At 64.5% G+C, this 18,108-nt stretch carries 16 protein-coding genes; 6 read left to right on the forward strand and 10 right to left on the reverse strand.

The genetic code is table 11. The features are described from left to right. Nucleotides 1-214: 214 nt before the first annotated feature. The gene (gene mutS / locus NKJ00_RS21575; protein ID WP_352610820.1) at nucleotides 215-2,938 is read right to left on the reverse strand and encodes a DNA mismatch repair protein MutS; all 2,724 of its coding nucleotides are present in this window, start codon (nucleotides 2,936-2,938) and stop codon (nucleotides 215-217) included. 213 nt (nucleotides 2,939-3,151) lie between these two features. On the opposite strand from mutS, the gene NKJ00_RS21580 reads away from it, so the two are divergent. Next, nucleotides 3,152-5,431, forward strand: coding sequence for an NADP-dependent malic enzyme (locus NKJ00_RS21580; protein WP_023811643.1), 2,280 nt, complete (start codon nucleotides 3,152-3,154; stop codon nucleotides 5,429-5,431). A 33-nt stretch (nucleotides 5,432-5,464) separates the two neighbouring features. Here the strand turns inward: NKJ00_RS21580 and NKJ00_RS21585 are convergent, their stop codons facing one another. Beyond that, a complete protein-coding gene (locus NKJ00_RS21585; protein ID WP_352610819.1) occupies nucleotides 5,465-6,166 on the reverse strand; it encodes an antitoxin Xre/MbcA/ParS-like domain-containing protein in 702 nt (233 codons plus the stop codon). Nucleotides 6,167-6,504: 338 nt separating this feature from the next. Further along, the gene (locus NKJ00_RS21590; protein ID WP_352610818.1) at nucleotides 6,505-7,497 is read right to left on the reverse strand and encodes an adenosine kinase; all 993 of its coding nucleotides are present in this window, start codon (nucleotides 7,495-7,497) and stop codon (nucleotides 6,505-6,507) included. A gap of 303 nt (nucleotides 7,498-7,800) precedes the next feature. Here NKJ00_RS21590 and NKJ00_RS21595 point away from each other — a divergent pair, with 303 nt between their 5' ends. Both NKJ00_RS21595 and NKJ00_RS21600 read left to right on the forward strand, forming a co-directional pair. Continuing rightward, a complete protein-coding gene (locus tag NKJ00_RS21595) occupies nucleotides 7,801-8,685 on the forward strand; it encodes an EamA family transporter (protein WP_352610817.1) in 885 nt (294 codons plus the stop codon). An 89-nt stretch (nucleotides 8,686-8,774) separates the two neighbouring features. Then, the gene (locus NKJ00_RS21600) at nucleotides 8,775-9,485 is read left to right on the forward strand and encodes a sulfate transporter family protein (protein ID WP_352439728.1); all 711 of its coding nucleotides are present in this window, start codon (nucleotides 8,775-8,777) and stop codon (nucleotides 9,483-9,485) included. Nucleotides 9,486-9,494: 9 nt separating this feature from the next. Here NKJ00_RS21600 and NKJ00_RS21605 read toward each other — a convergent pair whose 3' ends face one another. The 6 genes from NKJ00_RS21605 to NKJ00_RS21630 form a co-directional block, all read right to left on the reverse strand. Continuing rightward, on the reverse strand, nucleotides 9,495-10,493 hold the full coding sequence (locus tag NKJ00_RS21605) for a proline racemase family protein (protein ID WP_352439727.1): 999 nt from the start codon (nucleotides 10,491-10,493) through the stop codon (nucleotides 9,495-9,497). Between the two features lie 14 nt (nucleotides 10,494-10,507). After that, nucleotides 10,508-11,311: an isocitrate lyase/PEP mutase family protein gene (locus tag NKJ00_RS21610; RefSeq protein WP_352439726.1), complete on the reverse strand. Its 804-nt coding sequence runs from the start codon at nucleotides 11,309-11,311 to the stop codon at nucleotides 10,508-10,510. A gap of 77 nt (nucleotides 11,312-11,388) precedes the next feature. Continuing rightward, nucleotides 11,389-12,243: a hypothetical protein gene (locus NKJ00_RS21615; protein WP_352439725.1), complete on the reverse strand. Its 855-nt coding sequence runs from the start codon at nucleotides 12,241-12,243 to the stop codon at nucleotides 11,389-11,391. Nucleotides 12,244-12,315: 72 nt separating this feature from the next. Continuing rightward, nucleotides 12,316-12,978 (reverse strand): HAD family hydrolase, encoded by a 663-nt coding sequence (locus NKJ00_RS21620; RefSeq protein WP_352610816.1) that lies wholly within the window; start codon nucleotides 12,976-12,978, stop codon nucleotides 12,316-12,318. Continuing rightward, entirely contained in the window at nucleotides 12,978-13,463 is a 486-nt protein-coding gene (gene dut, locus NKJ00_RS21625) for a dUTP diphosphatase (RefSeq protein ID WP_128304825.1), read from the reverse strand. The genes NKJ00_RS21620 and dut overlap by 1 nt, the downstream gene beginning before the upstream one ends. Before the next feature lie 86 nt (nucleotides 13,464-13,549). Beyond that, the gene (locus NKJ00_RS21630; RefSeq protein WP_023811653.1) at nucleotides 13,550-14,020 is read right to left on the reverse strand and encodes an Lrp/AsnC family transcriptional regulator; all 471 of its coding nucleotides are present in this window, start codon (nucleotides 14,018-14,020) and stop codon (nucleotides 13,550-13,552) included. 114 nt (nucleotides 14,021-14,134) lie between these two features. On the opposite strand from NKJ00_RS21630, the gene NKJ00_RS21635 reads away from it, so the two are divergent. From NKJ00_RS21635 to NKJ00_RS21645, 3 genes are all read left to right on the forward strand, one after another. Further along, the gene (locus NKJ00_RS21635; protein WP_352610825.1) at nucleotides 14,135-14,383 is read left to right on the forward strand and encodes a DUF6356 family protein; all 249 of its coding nucleotides are present in this window, start codon (nucleotides 14,135-14,137) and stop codon (nucleotides 14,381-14,383) included. Nucleotides 14,384-14,398: 15 nt separating this feature from the next. After that, the gene (locus tag NKJ00_RS21640) at nucleotides 14,399-15,199 is read left to right on the forward strand and encodes a class II glutamine amidotransferase (RefSeq protein ID WP_023811655.1); all 801 of its coding nucleotides are present in this window, start codon (nucleotides 14,399-14,401) and stop codon (nucleotides 15,197-15,199) included. A gap of 326 nt (nucleotides 15,200-15,525) precedes the next feature. Next, nucleotides 15,526-16,899, forward strand: coding sequence for an amidase (locus tag NKJ00_RS21645; protein ID WP_352631085.1), 1,374 nt, complete (start codon nucleotides 15,526-15,528; stop codon nucleotides 16,897-16,899). On the opposite strand, the gene NKJ00_RS21650 is transcribed toward NKJ00_RS21645, so the two are convergent. Next, a complete protein-coding gene (locus NKJ00_RS21650) occupies nucleotides 16,893-17,966 on the reverse strand; it encodes an NAD(P)/FAD-dependent oxidoreductase (RefSeq protein WP_352631087.1) in 1,074 nt (357 codons plus the stop codon). The two genes, NKJ00_RS21645 and NKJ00_RS21650, sit on opposite strands and share 7 nt — an antisense overlap. Nucleotides 17,967-18,108: the final 142 nt, after the last annotated feature.

Consider the following 18,108-nt stretch of genomic DNA (forward strand, 5'->3'; position numbering starts at 1 on the left):
ACCTCCCGGCGCAAAGCACGCCAAACTGTTCGCGATGTCCTCGCACACCTGTTCGCGATGTCTCCGGTCCAAACAGGGGGGAGATAGGCAGCTTCCGCGCTCCGCTCTCCTTGCATGGTGATTGGCGAAAGCCAAGGTGACGTCCGATCTCCCCCCTTGCGGGGGAGATGCCCGGTAGGGCAGAGGGGGGTGCTGTCCCGCCGACCTTTACTGGCTACGCCAGTCCCTTAAGCCGGTAAAGCGCCTCCAGCGCCTCGCGCGGCGTCATCTCGTCGGGATTGATCGCGCCGAGCGCGTCGCCGAGCGCATCGTTTTTCGCCGGCTTTGGCGCTTCGCGCTTCACCGCCACCGAAAACAGCGGCAGGTCATCCACCAGCCGGTTGGTCTTGCCGGAGACTTCGCCTTCTTCGAGCTGATGCAGCACTTCCTTAGCCCGGTCGACCACCGCCTCCGGCAGGCCGGCCAGCCGCGCCACCTGCACGCCGTAGGAGCGGTCGGCGGCACCCTTGCCGACCTCGTGCAGGAAGACGACGTCGTTTTCCCATTCCTTGACCCGCATGGTGACGTTGGAGAGCCGCGCCAGCTTGCCGGCCAGCGAGGTCATTTCGTGAAAGTGAGTAGCGAAGATCGCCCGGCAGCGGTTCTTCTCGTGCAGGTATTCGACCGCCGCCCAGGCGATCGACAGGCCGTCGAAAGTGGCGGTGCCGCGGCCGATCTCGTCGAGGATCACCAGCGCGCGTTCGCCGGCCTGGTTGAGGATCGCCGCCGTCTCGACCATCTCGACCATGAAGGTCGAGCGGCCGCGCGCCAGATCGTCCGAGGCGCCGACACGCGAGAACAGCCGGTCGACGACGCCGATATGGGCCGATGTCGCCGGCACGAACGAGCCGGTCTGGGCGAGGATGGCGATCAGTGCGTTCTGCCTGAGGAACGTCGACTTGCCGCCCATATTGGGGCCGGTCAGAAGCCAGATCGCGCCATTCTTGGCGCTGCCCTCCGGCGACAGGTCGCAATCATTGGCGACGAACGGGCCTTCGCCCGAACGGCGCAAGGCCTGCTCGACCACCGGATGCCGGCCCCCCAAAATGTCGAAAGCAAGGCTCGAATCCACCACCGGCCGGCACCAGGCTTCGCTTTCCGAGAGAAGCGCAAGTGCCGCCGAGACATCGAGCACGGCCAGCGCGTCCGCACCGGCGCGGATCTTCTCCGCTTCGCCGACCGCTTCCGCCGTCAGCGCGTCGAAGGCGGCAAGCTCGATGCTGAGCGCCCGGTCGGCGGCATTGGCGATCTTGGTCTCGAGTTCGGCAAGCTCGGTCGTGGTGAAGCGCATGGCGTTTGCCATGGTCTGGCGGTGGATGAAGCGCGCCTTGGCGCCGTCGCTGCCGGTCATGATCGCGTGGTGATTGGCGGTCACCTCGATGTAGTAGCCAAGCACATTGTTGTGGCGGATCTTCAGCGAGCGGATGCCGGTCTCGTCGATCAGCGAGCGCTCCAGCCCGGCGATCACTTTGCGCGACTCATCGCGCAGCGCCCGCATCTCGTCGAGATCGGCATGGTAGCCGCCGCGCACGAAGCCGCCGTCACGCTTGAGCAGCGGCAGCTCGTCGCCGAGCGCCTGCGTCAGATGCTGCGAAAGCGCTTGGGGCAGTGCATGGATGGCGGCGAGTGCGGCCGTCAATTCCTGCGGCAGGGCGGTCGCCGCGAAAATCTCGGCGATCGCGCCTGCCGCCTCGAAGGCGGCGCGCAGCGCGCCGAGGTCGCGCGGCCCGCCCCGGTTGAGCGCCAGCCTAGACAGCGCGCGCGGCATGTCGGCGACGCTCTTCAGGCTCGACCGCACCGCCTGGCAGAGCCGGGTCTCGGAACGGAAGAACGAAACCGAGTCCAGCCTGCCGCCGATCGCCACCGGGTCGGTCAGCGGCGCCATCAGCCGGTCGGCGAGCAGCCTTGCGCCGCCGCCGGTGACCGTGCGGTCGATCGCCTTGAACAGCGAGCCTTCGCGGCTGCCCGACAGCGTGCGTAAGAGTTCGAGATTGCCGCGTGTTGCCGGGTCGATGAACAGGGTCGATCCCTGCTCCTCGCGCTCCGGCCGCGACAGCGGCGGACGCTCGGCTTTCTGCGTCTTCTCGACATAGGCGATGGCGCCCGAGATCGCCGATAGCTCGGCGCGCGAAAAGGCGCCAAAGCTATCCGGCGTCGCCACATCGAAGAAACGGGCGATGCGTCCCGTGGCCGAGGCCGAATCAAACAGCGACGGCGGTTGCGGGCTGGCGACGCGGCCGAGCACGTCGAACACCGGCTTCAGCTCCGGATCATGGAACACCGGCTCGGCGACGATCAGCTCGCGCGGATCGACGCGGAAAATGTCGGCCAAAAGCCGGTCGGCGGTGGTGTCGGTGACGCGGAAGGCGCCGGTCGAGATGTCGATCCAGGCCAGCGCAAAGGAGTGGTCCGCTCCGCCTTTCACCCGCCCCAGCGCCATCAGGAAACTCGATTCCGACGGCGCCAGCAATTTGTCCTCGGTGATGGTGCCCGGTGTCACCAGCCGCACCACGTCGCGGCGCACCACCGATTTGCCGCCGCGTTTCTTGGCCTCGGCCGGATCCTCGATCTGTTCGCAGACGGCAACGCGGAAACCCTGGCCGATCAGCTTTTGCAGATAATCGTCGGCGGCATGCACCGGCACGCCGCACATCGGAATGTCGAGCCCTTGATACTTGCCGCGTTTGGTCAGCACGATGCCCAACGCCCGGCTCGCCTTCTCGGCATCGTCGAAGAACAGCTCGTAGAAATCGCCCATGCGATAGAACAGCAGCGAATCGGGGTTCGCCGCCTTGATCTCGATGAATTGCTCGATCATCGGCGTGGCGCCGGCGTGGGCGGTCGGCACCGGCGTCATCGCCTCGGGGGCGTCTGGCTCGTTCGGGCTGTGCATGTTCATGCGCGGCACGCTAGCAGATGTGATGATGCGGTTTAATGCCAGAGCTTCGAAAAACAGGGGACGACGGGACGGCAGCTTGTCCGCAATTGCCGATGCGGACGGCGATTCCAGCGCGCTGGCGGTTTACACGCGGCGGCGCGTGGTCTTAATTCGGTCCGACACAAAGCACCCGCTTCAACGAGGTGCTGCACCGGTGAGGAAATCAAGAACATCATGGCCAGGAAAACCGAGAACAACGGTCCGTCCGTCAGTGCGCAGGAAGCGCTCGAATTCCACGCCATGGGTCGCCCCGGCAAGCTGGAGGTCGTTGCCACCAAGCCGATGGCGACGCAACGCGACCTCAGCCTCGCCTATTCGCCTGGCGTCGCGGTTCCTGTTCTGGCCATCGCCGAAGACCCCTCGCGCGCCTTCGACTACACGACGCGCGGCAATATGGTCGCCGTCATCTCCAACGGCACCGCCATTCTCGGCCTTGGCAATCTCGGCGCGCTGGCCTCCAAGCCGGTGATGGAGGGCAAGGCGGTGCTGTTCAAGCGCTTCGCCGATGTCGATTCCATCGACCTCGAGGTCGATACCGAGGACGCCGACGAGTTCATCAACTGTGTGCGTTTCCTCGGGCCCTCTTTCGGCGGCATCAATCTCGAGGACATCAAGGCGCCGGAATGCTTCATCATCGAGCAGCGCCTGCGCGAATTGATGGACATCCCGGTCTTCCATGACGACCAGCACGGCACTGCGATCATCTCGGCCGCCGGCCTGATCAACGCGCTGGAAATCACCGGCCGCGACATGAAGACCACAAAAATGGTCTGCAACGGCGCCGGTGCAGCCGGCATCGCCTGTATCGAGCTGATGAAGGCGATGGGTTTTGCCCCCGAAAACATCACTTTGTGCGACACCAAGGGTGTGGTGTTCCAGGGCCGCACCGAAGGCATGAACCAGTGGAAGTCGGCGCATGCGGTCAAGACCGAGGCGCGCAGCCTCGCCGAGGCGCTCGACGGCGCCGACGTCTTCCTCGGCCTCTCCGCCAAGGGCGCGCTGACCACCGCCATGGTGCAGTCGATGGCCAAGAACCCGATCATCTTCGCCATGGCCAATCCCGATCCGGAAATCACGCCGGAGGAGGTCGCCGAAATCCGCACCGACGCCATCATGGCCACAGGGCGTTCTGATTACCCCAACCAGGTCAACAACGTGCTCGGCTTCCCCTACATCTTCCGCGGCGCGCTGGATGTCAGGGCAACCACCATCAATGACGACATGAAGATCGCCGCCGCGCAGGCGCTGGCGGCATTGGCACGCCAGGATGTGCCCGACGACGTCGCCGCCGCCTATCAGGGCAACCGGCCGAAATTCGGCCCCAACTACATCATTCCGGTGCCGTTCGACCCGCGCCTGATCTCGGCCATCCCGATTGCGGTGGCCAAGGCGGCGATGGATTCCGGCGTCGCCCGCAAGCCGATCCTCGATCTCGATCGTTACGCGCAGGAACTGTCGGCCCGCCGCGACCCGATCGCATCGACCCTGCAGCGCATCTACGACCGCGTGCGCCGCCAGCCCAAGCGCATCGTCTTCGCCGAGGGCGAGGAGGAGCAGGTCATGCGCGCCGCCGTCTCCTATGTGAACCAGCGGCTCGGCACCGCCATCCTGCTCGGACGCGACGACGTCATCAAGGAAAACGCCAAGCACGCCGGCATCGACCTCAACAAGCAAGGCATCGAGATCATCAACGCCCGCCTGTCGCGCCGCAACGGCATCTACACCGACTATCTCTACGAGCGCATGCAGCGCAAAGGCTTCCTGTTCCGCGACTGCCAGCGGCTGATCAACAACGACCGCAACCATTTTGCCGCCTGCATGGTGGCGCTGGGCGACGCCGACGGCATCGTCACGGGTGTGACCCGCAACTATTCCACCGCACTCGACGACATCCGCCGCGTCATCGACGCCAAGCCCGGCCACCGCGTCATCGGCGTCTCGATCGTGCTGGCGCGGGGCAAGACCGTGCTCGTCGCCGACACCGCCGTGCACGACATGCCGAACGCCGAGCAGATCGCCGACATCGCCGAGGAGGCCGCGGGCTTTGCCCGCCGCATGGGCTATGAGCCGAGGCTCGCCATGCTCGCCTATTCGACCTTCGGCCATCCGCAGGGCGAGCGCTCCGAGCGCGTCCAGGAAGCGGTGCGCATCCTCGACAAGCGCCGCGTCGATTTCGAATATGACGGCGAAATGGCCGCCGACGTGGCGCTCAATGCGCGGGCCATGGCGCAATATCCGTTCATAAGGTTGACCGGCCCGGCCAATGTGCTGATCATGCCGGCGTTCCACTCGGCCTCGATCTCGACCAAGATGCTGCAGGAACTCGGCGGCTCCACGGTCATCGGCCCGCTGCTGGTCGGCTTGAACAAGCCAGTTCAGATCGTGTCGCTCAACGCCAAGGACTCGGACATCGTCAACATGGCGGCGATCGCGGCGTATACGGCGGGGACTTGAGCGGCGAGCCTTAGCGGTGAGTCTGCGAGGCGTTCAGCCCGGCGCGAATACGCGCGCGGCTTCGATCACCTCGTCGACCTGATCCTGCCGAAGCAGGTCGACGGGAATGCGGCCGTCGAGCTGCGCCGAGGGCCGCGTCAGCCACAGCCATGCGAGCCTTGGATTGGTGATCAGCGACAGCACGTCGCGAATGCCCGCAACCGGCCGTCCATCGACGAACTGCGCCAGCGGGAAGACATGTTTGCGGCCGCCCTTGCGCAAGGCGATGACCTCGCCCCGCCGTTGCCAGCGATGCAGGGTCGAGCGGGCGATACGCAAATTCTCTTCCAGATAGGTCGAGCCGGCGACGCGGCCCGCCCAGTCCTCGATCAGCATCGATTCGAGATCGTCGGACTTTGGCAGCGAAGGAGGCTCGACATCGGCCAACGGGGTCGTCGGCGGATTGATTACGCCGGCTATACCGGCTTCGCTGCGGCGCGCGGCTTCCGCCGCCAGCGCGCGCACGAATTTCGAGGCCAGGCCGGGCAGGTCGGCATGGATGGCGTCGATGGCGCGCTGGTGCTTCGGTGACAGCAAGGTGACGGCGGACGCTATGCTGCCGGCGATCTTGCCGACCGAGACCATGGTGGGCTTGTTGATGGCCTCGTCATAGTGCGCAAGCGCGCGCTCGACGTCCTCCGCGACCATCTCCGCGAAGTCGTCCTGTTTGAGGCCCTGGATCTGAAATCTGTTCATGCATCTGTCTTTTGGCCGCGCGCTCCCCTCAGCTGCGGCCGATTGTTGAATTTCTAGTGCGGAAAACGGAAATCGCGGCGGCAACGAATCCGGCCGCCCGACAGCATGCTGTCCAGCATTTCTTGACACCCCAACTGACTGAGGGCGCACCGAAATGTCAGTCGCGGGACGCCCAGATTGCGTGTAGGTGCGATGTATGACAGCCGCGCGACGGTGAGAAGCGGTCCGCGCAGCGGACGAAAAGCCAATTGCTTGGCTTTTCGAGCTTCGAACGCCCTGAGCCTGCGAAGGGCAGCGGCGCGACCGGCCGCCTACGGCACAAGCGCCGGGCTTTAGGGTTACAGTAACCCCGCCTGCTCGGCCTCGCGACGCAAATTCTGCCGCGGCCTGGGGCCGATCTGCTGGATCACCAATCCGGCCGCCAGTGAGCCAAGGTCGCCGCAGGTCTGCAGGTCGCGGCCTTGCGTGTAACCATGCAGGAAGCCGGCGGCATAGAGATCGCCGGCGCCTGTCGTGTCGACCAGTTCCTTGATGGCGGTCGCCTTGATGACCACGGTCTCGTCGCCGCGCACGATGACCGAGCCCTTTTCCGAGCGGGTGACGGCGGCGATCCGGCAATCCTTGCGGATCTGCGCCAGCGCTTCGTCGAACGACGATGTCTGGTAGAGCGACTTGATCTCGTGGCTGTTGGCAAAGACGATATCGACCGTGCCCGAACGCATCAGGTCGAGGAACTCGTCTCGGTAGCGGTCGACGCAGAACGAATCCGACAGTGTCATGGAGACTTCGCGGCCCGCCGCGTGCGCCAGCTTGGCCGTCTGCCGGATCGCTTCCTTGGCGCGCGGCGGATCCCACAGATAGCCTTCGAAATAGGTGACCTTGGCACCGGACGCCTTGTCGGCCTCGACATCCTCAGGGCCAAGCTCGACGCAGGCGCCGAGATAGGTGTTCATCGAGCGCTCGCCGTCGGGGGTGACGAAGATCATCGAGCGCGCTGTCGGCGGCTCGCCCTTGAGCGGCCTGGTGTCGAAGGCGACACCCTGCGCATGGATGTCGTGGGCGTAGATTTCGCCGAGCGCATCGCTGGAGACCTTGCCGAAGAAGGCGGCGCGGCCGCCGAAGCTGGCGACGCCGGCCGCCGTGTTGCCGGCGCTGCCGCCGGAGGCTTCGATCGCCGGGCCCATGCGGCTGTAGAGCAGTTCGGCGCGCTCTGTATCGATGAGGTTCATCGCGCCCTTGATGATGCCGTTGGTGTCGAGGAATTCCTCGTCGCACTGGGCGATGATGTCGACAATGGCATTGCCGATGCAAAGCACGTCATAATCCGGCATCAAAATCTCCGCCAAAAACCCGAGCCGGCTTCTTGCCACGCCCGGGCGGGTCTACAGCATGAGCCCGAAAATTGGCAACCGATTTTCTGTCGCCGCCAGCGTGGCGGCGATGAGCATCCCCGCCTTGGGAAGGCGTGCGGCGCCGCACCAGCCGCGAGGCGCTATGACAATTCGACCGTGGCCGAAGCATTTCATTGCCGCACCGCTTACAAGCCTGGCTCAGCCGATCCCGTTACAAAGGCGAGCCAGCCCCCCATGTCTACAAAGAACATGCCGACAAAGAACGAGTCTGCAAAAAACGACATGACCACCGACCTGGCACTGCTCGCCGTGCTGGCAGTGCTTTGGGGCGCCTCATACACCTTCATCAAGATCGGCGTCGAGACAATCCCGCCGGTCACCTTCATTGCCGCCCGCACCCTGATCGCCGGTGGCATCCTGTTTGCCATCATCCGCTGGCGCGGGCTCGCCATGCCTGGCGATGCGGCAAGCTGGCGCCGCTTTGCCTTCCAGGCATGCCTCAACAGCGTCATACCGTTCACCCTGATCGCCGCGGCCGAGCGCTCGGTCGATGCAGGCCTCGCCACCATCCTGAACGCGACCTCACCGATCTTCACCTTCCTGTTCACCGCGCTCATCACCCGCCATGAGCCGGTCACGGTGCGCAAGCTGATTGGCGTCGGCGCCGGTATAGCTGGAATATGCCTGATCATCGGAACCCAGGCGCTTGATGGCATCGGTCACCAATTGTGGGCGCAGCTTGCCATCGTCGCAGCGACAATCTGCTATGCCGGTGCGGCCATTTTCGGCCGTGGCTTCAAGGGCCTCGACCCGATGCTGCCGGCCGCCGGATCGATGCTGTGCGGCGCAATCATCCTGGTGCCGCTCAGTCTTGTGTTCGACCAGCCGTGGACGCTGGCGCCGTCGACCGCATCGATCCTGGCCTTGCTCGGCCTGTCGGTGTTTTCGACCGCACTGGCTTTCGTCATCTATTTCCGCCTCATCCACACGCTGGGCTCGGTCGGCACCACTTCGCAGGCCTATCTGCGCGTGCCGATCGGCGTCGGCATCGGCGCCGTCTTCCTCGGTGAAAGCCTTGGTTCGACGGCATGGCTGGGCATGGCGTTTGTCGTGGCTGGGGTCGCTGCCATGGCCATCCCGGTTCGCAGGCCGGCGCTTGCGCGGTAGGCGCCCGCCGCTTGTGCTGGCGACCTGCACTGCTTATCTCGGGGGCGTCCGTCTTTCGGCGGTATCCGCTAACCCTTGGTTGAAGCACGGTGATTTTCGACGCTGCCCGCACTGCGGCCCTTGAGCTGCTCTCGCCTCCGTTTCGTGCCGTGTTCCTCAAGACGCTGGGCTTGACCCTGCTGGCGCTGGTGGCGCTGTGGTTCGGTCTGACCAGCCTTGTCGAGTGGCTGGCCCTGCCATGGTTGCAGACGCTGTTGCCCGGCATGCCGTCCTGGGCCGGCTGGCTGGGCGGCATCATCGCGGCAATAGCGCTTGCCTTCGGTATGGCGTTGCTCATCGCGCCGGTAACGGCTGTTGTCGCCGGCCTGTTCCTCGACGATATCGCCGAGGTGGTCGAGCGCACCGACTATCCCGGCGATCCATCCGGCCGCGCCATGCCAGCGCTGCGCTCGCTGGTGCTATCGATGCGATTTCTCGGCGTCGTCATTCTTGGCAACATCGTCGCCCTGCTGCTTCTCTTGGTGCCGGGCGTCAACATCGCCGCCTTCTTCATCGTCAACGGCTATCTGCTCGGGCGCGAGTTCTTCGAATTCGCTGCCATGCGCTTTCGCGACGAAGAAGAGGCCAGAGCCTTGCGCAGACACTATGCCGGCACGGTGTTTCTCGCCGGCCTGCTCATCGCTGCCTTCCTCGCCGTGCCGCTGCTCAATCTGGTGACGCCGCTCTTCGCCGCCGCCATGATGGTGCATCTGCACAAGGCGATTTCGGTGCGGGAAGTGGCTCGCTCCTCACGCGGCTGAGCATTTTCGTCAGCGCAACAGGAAACCGCGTCCCAGTTCGTCGTCGGCCTCGACAATGAACTCGGCCCGCCCGGAATAGTAGGCGCGGCCGCCGACGCGGGCGATGATCGCCTCGTGCGGGCCAGCCTTCGCCGTCCGCACCACGGACCCGGAAAAACGCGAGCCGGCGATGCTCTCGAACATGCGTGTCTGCCCGATCGCGATCTCGCCCTTGGCATGCATGGCCGCCAACCGCGCGGTCACGCCGGAGCCGGTCGGCGAGCGGTCGACCTCGGCCTCGGCGAAGACGCAGATGTTCTTAGTCACCTCGCTGGAAAACGCGTCGCGGCCATCGGTCAGGATGGTGCCGTAGAGGAAGGCAAGGTCGGCATGGTCGGGATGCGACAGCGGCAATTCGGCCTTGAGCCTGTCCGTCAGCGCGGTTGCCGCATCGACGAAATCGCGCACCCGGCTTCTGCCGAATTCAAGCCCGAATTGGTGACAATCGGCCAGCGCGTAGAAGGCGCCGCCATAGGCGACGTCGAAGCCGATCGTGCCATGACCCGCCAGCTCTATCGTCTGCCCGCCGGCGAACAGGAAGGCCGGCACGCTTTCGAACGACACCGCACCGGCCTTGCCGTCCCTGACCTCGACCGAGGCGACGACCAGCCCGCACGGCGCCTCGATATTGACTGTCGTGATTGGTTCCTGTTTCGCCACCAATCCCTCATCTACGGCGTAGCGGCCGAGCGCGACGATGGCGTGGCCGCACATCGTCGAGTAACCCTCATTGTGCATGAACAGCACGGCGAGGTCGGCGCCGGGCAGGTCCGGCTCGACCAGCAAGGCGCCATACATGTCGTAATGGCCGCGCGGCTCGAACATCAGGATTTTCCTGAGATGATCGAGATGGTCGCGCACATAGGCGCGCTTTTCTAGGATCGTGCCCTTGGGAATACCGGGATAGCCGCCGGTGACGATCCTGAGCGGCTCGCCGCCTGTATGCATGTCGACGACGGTCAGCGTCATGCGATGGGCCCCGTTCAAGCTGAAGACTTGCCGAAGAGGGCCTGCAATTTGCCGAACGGCATGGCGGCGCGGGTGAAGCCGAAGGTGCCGTCCTGCTGGATCTCGCGTGCCGCCGTTTCCAGCATGCCATAGGCGAAATTGGTCAGCCACGGCCCGAGCGAGATGCGCTTGACGCCGGCCATGGCGAGGTCGGCGATGGTGAAGCCAGGCTTTGCCATGACATTGACCGGCTTGCTGACCGCCGAGCAGAGCGTGCGGATCATCTCGACGTCGCCGATGCCTGGCGCATAGAGCACGTCGGCGCCGGCCTTCTCGAACGCCTGCAGCCGCTTGATGGTATCGTCGAGGTCGGACTTGCCCCACAGGAAATTCTCGGCCCGCGCCGTGAAGACGAAATCGCGCTTCAGCGCCCGCGCCGCCTCCACCGCCGCCGCAACGCGCTCGACAGCGTGCGCGAAATCATAGATTGGCTTGTCGGGGTCGCCGGTGTGGTCTTCGATCGAGCAGCCGGCAAGACCGGCCGCTTCGGCCGCGAAGATGGTTTCGGCGGCCTGCTCGGCGCTGTCGCCCTTGCCTTTCTCGAGGTCGGCCGAGACCGGCAGGCTGGTCGCCCCCGACACCTCGCGGCAATGGTGGATCATCTGGTCGAAGGTCACCGCGCCGTCCGGCAAGCCGCGCGAAAAGGCAAAGCCGGCGCTGGTTGTCGCCAGCGCCGTGAAGCCGAACGAGCCGAGCAGCTTCGTCGTGCCGATATCCCAGGGATTGGGCATGACGAAGGTCGAGGCATGCAGGTCGCGGAAGATCTTGCCCTTGTCCATGGTAGTACCCCCATATGCGGTGTGGCTAAGTGGATTTTATCCTGCCCCATTTGGCCGGGCAAACGAATGCGGTTGGTTCAGAAGCGTTTGGCGTTCTCTCCTGCCAATTTGTCCAGCGTGTCGGAATCCTTGATGTAGCGCGATGTCTTCTTGTCCCAGTGATAGATGACGGAAATCGCGTGGGACTCTGGTCGGGGCGGAGTGTCGTCGCAGCTTTCGCCGTTGAGCACCGTGGCATCGGTCACCGTCACTTTGATGGCAGCATAGGACTTCCCCTCCGCGATGGCCTGAAAAGCTACATCCTGCTTGCGGCTGTAGGCGCACAGGTTTTCGTCGAACGTATAGATCATGTCGATCAGTTCGAATTTGTCGTCGCGGACCATGATCAGCGGCGTGATCACATAGTTCTGGCTCGAGTTGAAATGCGCGCTCATGGTGATCAGGACGTCATCGTTGGCGCTGACCGAAAGCTTGCCCGGTTCGCGGAAGTAGGTGCCGCGGTCGAGCGCGACATTGACGGCGTCGAGCAATTTTGGCTTGGCCGTGACGTCGTAGAGCGCCAGCACCGCATAGCCTTCGGCGCTGTCGGGAGAGTCACCGAGGTCGAACAGCATGGCCAGCCGGTCCTTGCCGCCGGCCTTGATCGCAAGCACCGCGGCATTGGAAAAGCCCGAAGTTTCGGGCGGCGAACCGCCGCCGTCCGGTCGCTCGATATGTCGCATCTCGATCGGTAACCCGCCCCTGTAGAAGCCGTCCTGGTCCGCGGCGAGATCTGGAATGACCATCCTCGCGAGGTCGAGATAGGTGGCATCCGTGCGGCCGGGCAAAGCACTGCCGAGTTCCGGGAAGCCGACGGCTTGCGCGCCGGCCGCAGTCCACAAAAACGGCAGCAGCGTCAAGGTAAGGAAGAAGCGGAACAGGGCGGGTTTCATGCGTGGCCTCGAATTGGCGGGGCCAAGCTAGCACGGACGATCGAGGCGTACAGCCGCAGGCTGAAGATCAGCTTAGTGGATCGGCACCAGCCCGGCCAGCTCGCGCATGTCGTCGAACAGGATGCCGCCGGCCTGGATCAGGCCGGCGCGGTCGGAATAGGGATCGGCATGATAGGAAAACACCCGCATGCCGGCGGCGATCCCGGCCTGCGTGCCGGCGACGCTGTCCTCGATGACGATGCAGTCGGCGGGCGCGAAGCCCATGGTCTTGGCCGCATGCAGGAACAGGTCCGGGAACGGCTTGCCACGGCTGACCATGGTCGAGGAAAACATCGCGTGTTCGAACAGCGGCAACAGCCCGGTCTGGCCGAGCGTGATGTGCATCTTCGACACTCGGGCCGAGGTGGCGACGCAATACGCGATACCGGCTGAACGCACGGCTTCGACGAACTCGCGGACGTAGGGGATCGCTTCGACGCCGTGGGCAAACAGATCCGGCAGGCCGGCGTTCCAGCGATCGACGAAATCGACGCCGAGCCTGCCGCTGGTCTCTGCTTCGATCTCTTTCTGCACCGACGCCATGCTGCGGCCGGAGAAATTCTTGCGGCAATATTCGAAGCTTGTCGGATAGCCGGCAGCGGTCAGCCATTCGGCGAGGCGCCGATTGGCGAGGTTCTCGGTGTCGACCAGGATCCCGTCGCAGTCGAAGATGACAAGTTTAGGCAGTTCAGGCATCAGGCGGTGCCGGTCGACCCGAACCCGCCCGCGCCGCGCGCCGTGCCGCCAGCTAGGTTGCGCTCTTCCACGGCGGCTTGCGTCACCGCGGCAAAAACGATCTGGGCGATGCGCATGCCGCGCGTCACCGCGAAGTCCTCGTCGCCGAGATTGATCAGCAGCACCTTCACCTCGCCGCGATAATCGCTGTCGATGGTGCCGGGCGTGTTGAGGACGGTCAGGCCGTGCTTGAAAGCAAGTCCGGAGCGCGGCCGCACCTGGCCCTCCATGCCTTCCGGAATTTCCAGGATCAGCCCGGTCGGCACCAAAGTACGCTTGCCAGGCAGGATCAGCAGCGGCCGGTCGTCGGGCACCGCGGCGCGCAGATCCATGCCGGCAGCACCGGTGCTTTCATAAGCAGGAAGGGGAAGTCCTTCAGCATGCGGCAACCTGACGAAGCCGACGGTCGGACCGATGACGGAGGGAGTTTGAAGGGCTGCGCGCATAAAATCGATCCTATCGGCGCGAACGGCGATTCGGTCAACTCGACTGTAATTCTATCAACGGCTTTCTTTTGGGCGGCACTGTGACCTCAGCGCAGTTCCATCGGAACGACGGTGGTCTCCTTGATCTCCTCCATCACGAAGGACGCGGACACATCCGACAGCGCCACCTTGGCGATCAGCCGCTGGTAGAGCCGGTCATAGGCCTTCACGTCGGCGACGCGGGCGCGCAAGACATAGTCGAGGTCGCCCGACATGCGGTAGACGCCGGTGATCTCGGGAAAGCCGGTCACTGCCGCGCGGAATTTCTGCAGCCACTCCGGGTCGTGGTTGGACGTGCGGATCAGGATGAAGACGGAAAGGCCAAGTCCGAGCTTTTCGGCATCGACCAGCGCCACGCGGCCGGTGATGACGCCATCCTCCTCCAGCCGCTTCACCCGGCGCCAGCAGGCATTGCGCGACAGCGCCACCCGTTCCGACAGCTGGTCGACCGACAGCGTGCCGTCGCGTTGCAATTCGGCAAGCAATTTCCGGTCGATTTCGTCGATTTCCAACGCCATGTGGGATGTTTGTCCCATCAACGGGTCAAATACAAGGATATTTTGAGACCGATGAACCGGCGAAGCGTGTCAGGATACTCATATCAGGAACTTCAAGCGCTGAAGGGGACCAGCATGTCGGTCGCATGGATTTTCACCTCTCATCCGGCCAAGGTCGGCGAAACCTATTTCACTCATATGGCCTTTGCCGGCTGGTTCTCGTCGCGGCTGCTGATGGCGGCTGGCGCCGCGCTCGTTCACGCTTTCTTGCCATTTCTGTTTGAGACTACCGCCAGCCGAATCGTTCGTGAGCTTTACGAGCGGACGCACAACAGAGGCACACACGCGATCAAGGAGCCTGCGGCTCTTATGGATCGCGCCTAGAGGGCGACAGAAGCGATGTGCCGGTGGGCGGCCTATCTCGGTGAAGCAGTCTTTCTCGAAGACATGCTCACCGCGCCCTGTCACTCGCTGATCGCCCAGAGCCATTGCGCCCAGGAAGCGAAATCGCCGACCAATGGTGACGGTTTTGGCCTTGCCTGGTATGGCGACCGCCCGGAGCCGGGTCTCTACCGAGACATCCTGCCGGCATGGTCGGATCCCAATCTGAAGAGCCTGTGCCGGCAGATCAAATCCGGCCTGTTCCTCGCCCATGTGCGGGCGTCCACCGGCGGCGCCACCAGCCGCATGAATTGCCATCCGTTCATCTCCAGCTCTTGGTCGTTCATGCACAACGGCCAGATCGGCGGCTTCGAAAAAATCCGCCGCGCGCTGGAGAATTCGCTGTCCGACGCTGTCTTCGACCAGCGCGAAGGCACCACCGATTCCGAATTGTTTTTCCTGCTGATGATCGACGAGGGATTGACCGGCGATCCGCAAGGCGCCGTCTCCCGCGCCACCAGCCGCGTGCTCGAAGCCTCGCGCCGCGCCGGCCTCGAACCGGCGCTGAAACTCACCGCCGCCTTCTCCGACGGGCAGGCGCTGCATGCGGTGCGCTACGCCACCGACGCTCACGCACCGACGCTCTACACGTCTGTCCTGCGCAAGGGCGGCGGCCGCTGCATCGTTTCCGAGCCGTTCGACCGCGAGGGCGGCGACTGGCAGGCGATCCCGCCGTCGAGTTTTGTGACGATCACTGGCGATGGCATGGTCATTCGCCCTTTCGCACCCGCATCGGCCAGGCTGGCACTGGCCGTCTAGTTGCAAAAGTGCGGCAACGCCGCGGGACAGCCCCCCTCTGTCCTGCCGGACATCTCCCCCACACGGGGGAGATTGGCACCTGCGACTGCCGCGCTATTCCTTGCAACGTCCGAGATTGGCGAAAGCTGTCGTGACATCCAATCTCCCCACCTGTGGGGGAGATGTCCGGCAGGACAGAGGGGGGCGCCGTAGAGTGCAGACTTGGACAGTCCAGTCTGCACAATTTCGATCAAACGCAGCCAATCCTCGAATGCTCAACTCCATTTGAAGCAGCGCCGCTGTCCGCCATCCGATCAGGCGAACGCGGCCAAGCCGGAGCATTGTCAATGGACCTCGTCTTTTCCTCAACCATCGAGCTGGCCACCGCCATCGCCGCGCGGAAGATCTCCGCCGTCGAGGCACTCGACGCGCACCTGGCGCAGATCGATGCGCACAACGATGCGGTCAACGCCGTCATCTCGCTCGACAGGGAAGGGGCTCGCGAGTGCGCCAAGAAGGCCGACGCGGCCCAGGCGCGCGGCGAGGCCCTCGGCCCGTTGCACGGCGTACCGTTCACGCTGAAGGACACGCACGAAACAGCAGGCATGAAGACCACGGTCGGCTTTCCGCCCTTTGCCGACTATGTCGCCAAACAGGACAGTCCGGTCGTCGCCCGCTTGCGTGCGGCTGGCGGCGTGCTGATGGCCAAGACCAATGTCGCGACCATGCTTTCGGACTGGCAGTCGAACAATCCGCTGTTTGGTCGCACCAGCAATCCCTGGAATCTCCAGCGCACGGCGGGCGGTTCCAGCGGCGGCGCGGCGGCTGCACTTTGCTCGGGGATGACGCCGTTCGATGTCGGCACCGACATGCAGGACTCAATCCGGCTGCCGGCCAGTTTCTGCGGTGTCTATGGCCTGAAGCCGGCGGAGCACCGCGTCTCGCTGGCCGGCGTCTTTCCCGATCCCGGCGGTACTGCGCGCAGCGTGCGGCTGATGTCCTGCCTTGGGCCGCTGGCGCGCAGTGTGGAAGATTTGGCGCTGATCTATCAAATCATTGCCGGTCCTAATGGAAGCGACACCGATCTTGCGCCGGTGCCGGTCGAGGATATGCCAAGCCTCGACCTCAAGACATTGCGCATTGCCTTCGCGCCGTTCTTTCCCGGGTTTCCAGTGGCGGGCGACGTCAGCGCCGCGGTCGAAAGTCTCGCAAGGCAGTTACAATCCGCAGGAGCGGTCGTCGAAGAAGCAAAACTGCCGAAACTCGACCTGCATGACGATCTGGAGCAGGGCGGCGCGCTGATCGGCATGATGCTGGAGGCCGCTCAGCCTGAGCCGCCGGAGGAACCGACACCGGTCTCGCGCTGGTTCGAGGCACTCGCCCGCCGCGACAAATCCATTCTCGCCTGGGACCGGTTTTTCGAGGCCTACGACGCGTTGATTTGCCCGGTCGCCATGACCACCGCCTTCCCGCATTGCGAGCCGGGCACGCCGATCAAGGTCGACGGCAAGGAGCAGAGCTACTGGATGCTGCCGGCCTATGGCGCCGTGTTCAACTACAGCGGCCATCCAGCGCTTTCCATGCCGTGCGGACAGGACAGCACCGGCCTGCCGATCGGCCTGCAACTGGTCGGCAAACGCTGGTCGGAGTCACGGCTGCTCGGCATCGCCAAGGCAATCGAACCACTCACCGGCGGCTTTCGCCGTCCGCCCGCCTATTGAGCGAAGCGCGACAATCCATAAGGCGCAAGCAGCGGGTCGCGCTCGCCGTCGAGGATTTCCCTTGTGGCGAACAGGCCGACGGCCGGCGCCAGCGTGATGCCGGAATGCATGACCGCGACATAGACACCGTCCATGCCCACCGCGCGGCCGATGATCGGAAAGCCGTCGATCGGCGTCGGCCGGTAGCCGACCGTGTGGAAATCGAGTTCCAACTCGTCGCTGTCGCGCAGCATGGCTTTCATGGCCGCAAACAGCGCGTGGGCGGTGGCTTCGGCATTCATACCCGGATCGGCGCCGCCAAAATCCGAGCCGGCGATGATGCGGCCTTCCGCCGTCTGGCGCATGTGCAGCCGCTCGGCCAGAACCAGACCGTTGAGCAGCTTTTTGTAAGGCCGTGAGTGGACGATCAGGCCGGGCGGCGTTTCGATCGGCAGGTTGATCCCGGCGGTCGCGGCGATCTCCGGCGAGCCGACGCCGGCCGCGACCACCACCTCGTCTGATGCAATCAATCCGTGCGAAGTGTCGACACCGGTGATCCTGCCGCCGGTCTGGACCAGGGCCGTCACCGTGCTGGAGATGGTCTTCGCGCCATGTCGCTTCGCGCCTGCCAATAGGGCATGGGCGGCGGCCACGGGCTCTGCGACACCTTCCTCAGCCACATGCAGGGCAAAGTCGGGAAGCTCGGCGAGATTGGGCTCGATGCGCGCGGCACCGGCGCGGTCGACGCGTTCGATGCCGTAGCCCCAGGCGGAATGCTCCGTGGCGTAGATTTCCATGTCGGTGGCCGACAGATCCCAGCACAGGCCACCGCACCAGCTGAGCGGCAGGCCGGGTAGGTCCTGCGCCAGCCGCGACCATTCGGCCATCGCGCGGGTGCGCAGCCGGAAATAGGGCTCCGGATTGCCCCAGCTGGCATTGATCCAGGCAAACGAGTTTGGGGTGGCGATTCCACCGACGGGGCTGTCGGAAATGACCGTGACCTGTGCTCCCGCCTTGCTCAGATGCCAGGCGATGGAGGCGCCGATGATGCCGGCGCCGATGACGATCACTTGTTTCGCCGCAGTCATGCTTGCTCCTCTGCCTCGCCATCCGGAGGGATGTTCGTCCAGTGCCATCCCGGCAGCCGCTTGCCAACATCGCGCAGCGCAAAATATGCGGCAATGCACTGGCCGGAGCCACAGCACGGCTGAGCTGTATGCTCTGACGGTG

The organism is Mesorhizobium sp. M0227, from assembly GCF_040321855.1.
In the GTDB taxonomy this organism is placed as follows: domain Bacteria; phylum Pseudomonadota; class Alphaproteobacteria; order Rhizobiales; family Rhizobiaceae; genus Mesorhizobium.

Excerpts from the sequence above, each read along its gene's own strand:
- mutS (WP_352610820.1), bottom strand. The coding sequence starts at position 2,938 with ATGAACATGCACAGCCCGAACGAGCCAGACGCCCCCGAGGCGATGACG.
- NKJ00_RS21580 (WP_023811643.1), top strand. The coding sequence starts at position 3,152 with ATGGCCAGGAAAACCGAGAACAACGGTCCGTCCGTCAGTGCGCAGGAA.
- NKJ00_RS21585 (WP_352610819.1), bottom strand. The coding sequence starts at position 6,166 with ATGAACAGATTTCAGATCCAGGGCCTCAAACAGGACGACTTCGCGGAG.
- NKJ00_RS21590 (WP_352610818.1), bottom strand. The coding sequence starts at position 7,497 with ATGCCGGATTATGACGTGCTTTGCATCGGCAATGCCATTGTCGACATC.
- NKJ00_RS21595 (WP_352610817.1), top strand. The coding sequence starts at position 7,801 with ATGACCACCGACCTGGCACTGCTCGCCGTGCTGGCAGTGCTTTGGGGC.
- NKJ00_RS21605 (WP_352439727.1), bottom strand. The coding sequence starts at position 10,493 with ATGACGCTGACCGTCGTCGACATGCATACAGGCGGCGAGCCGCTCAGG.
- NKJ00_RS21610 (WP_352439726.1), bottom strand. The coding sequence starts at position 11,311 with ATGGACAAGGGCAAGATCTTCCGCGACCTGCATGCCTCGACCTTCGTC.
- NKJ00_RS21615 (WP_352439725.1), bottom strand. The coding sequence starts at position 12,243 with ATGAAACCCGCCCTGTTCCGCTTCTTCCTTACCTTGACGCTGCTGCCG.
- NKJ00_RS21620 (WP_352610816.1), bottom strand. The coding sequence starts at position 12,978 with ATGCCTGAACTGCCTAAACTTGTCATCTTCGACTGCGACGGGATCCTG.
- dut (WP_128304825.1), bottom strand. The coding sequence starts at position 13,463 with ATGCGCGCAGCCCTTCAAACTCCCTCCGTCATCGGTCCGACCGTCGGC.
- NKJ00_RS21630 (WP_023811653.1), bottom strand. The coding sequence starts at position 14,020 with ATGGCGTTGGAAATCGACGAAATCGACCGGAAATTGCTTGCCGAATTG.
- NKJ00_RS21635 (WP_352610825.1), top strand. The coding sequence starts at position 14,135 with ATGTCGGTCGCATGGATTTTCACCTCTCATCCGGCCAAGGTCGGCGAA.
- NKJ00_RS21640 (WP_023811655.1), top strand. The coding sequence starts at position 14,399 with ATGTGCCGGTGGGCGGCCTATCTCGGTGAAGCAGTCTTTCTCGAAGAC.
- NKJ00_RS21645 (WP_352631085.1), top strand. The coding sequence starts at position 15,526 with ATGGACCTCGTCTTTTCCTCAACCATCGAGCTGGCCACCGCCATCGCC.
- NKJ00_RS21650 (WP_352631087.1), bottom strand. The coding sequence starts at position 17,966 with ATGACTGCGGCGAAACAAGTGATCGTCATCGGCGCCGGCATCATCGGC.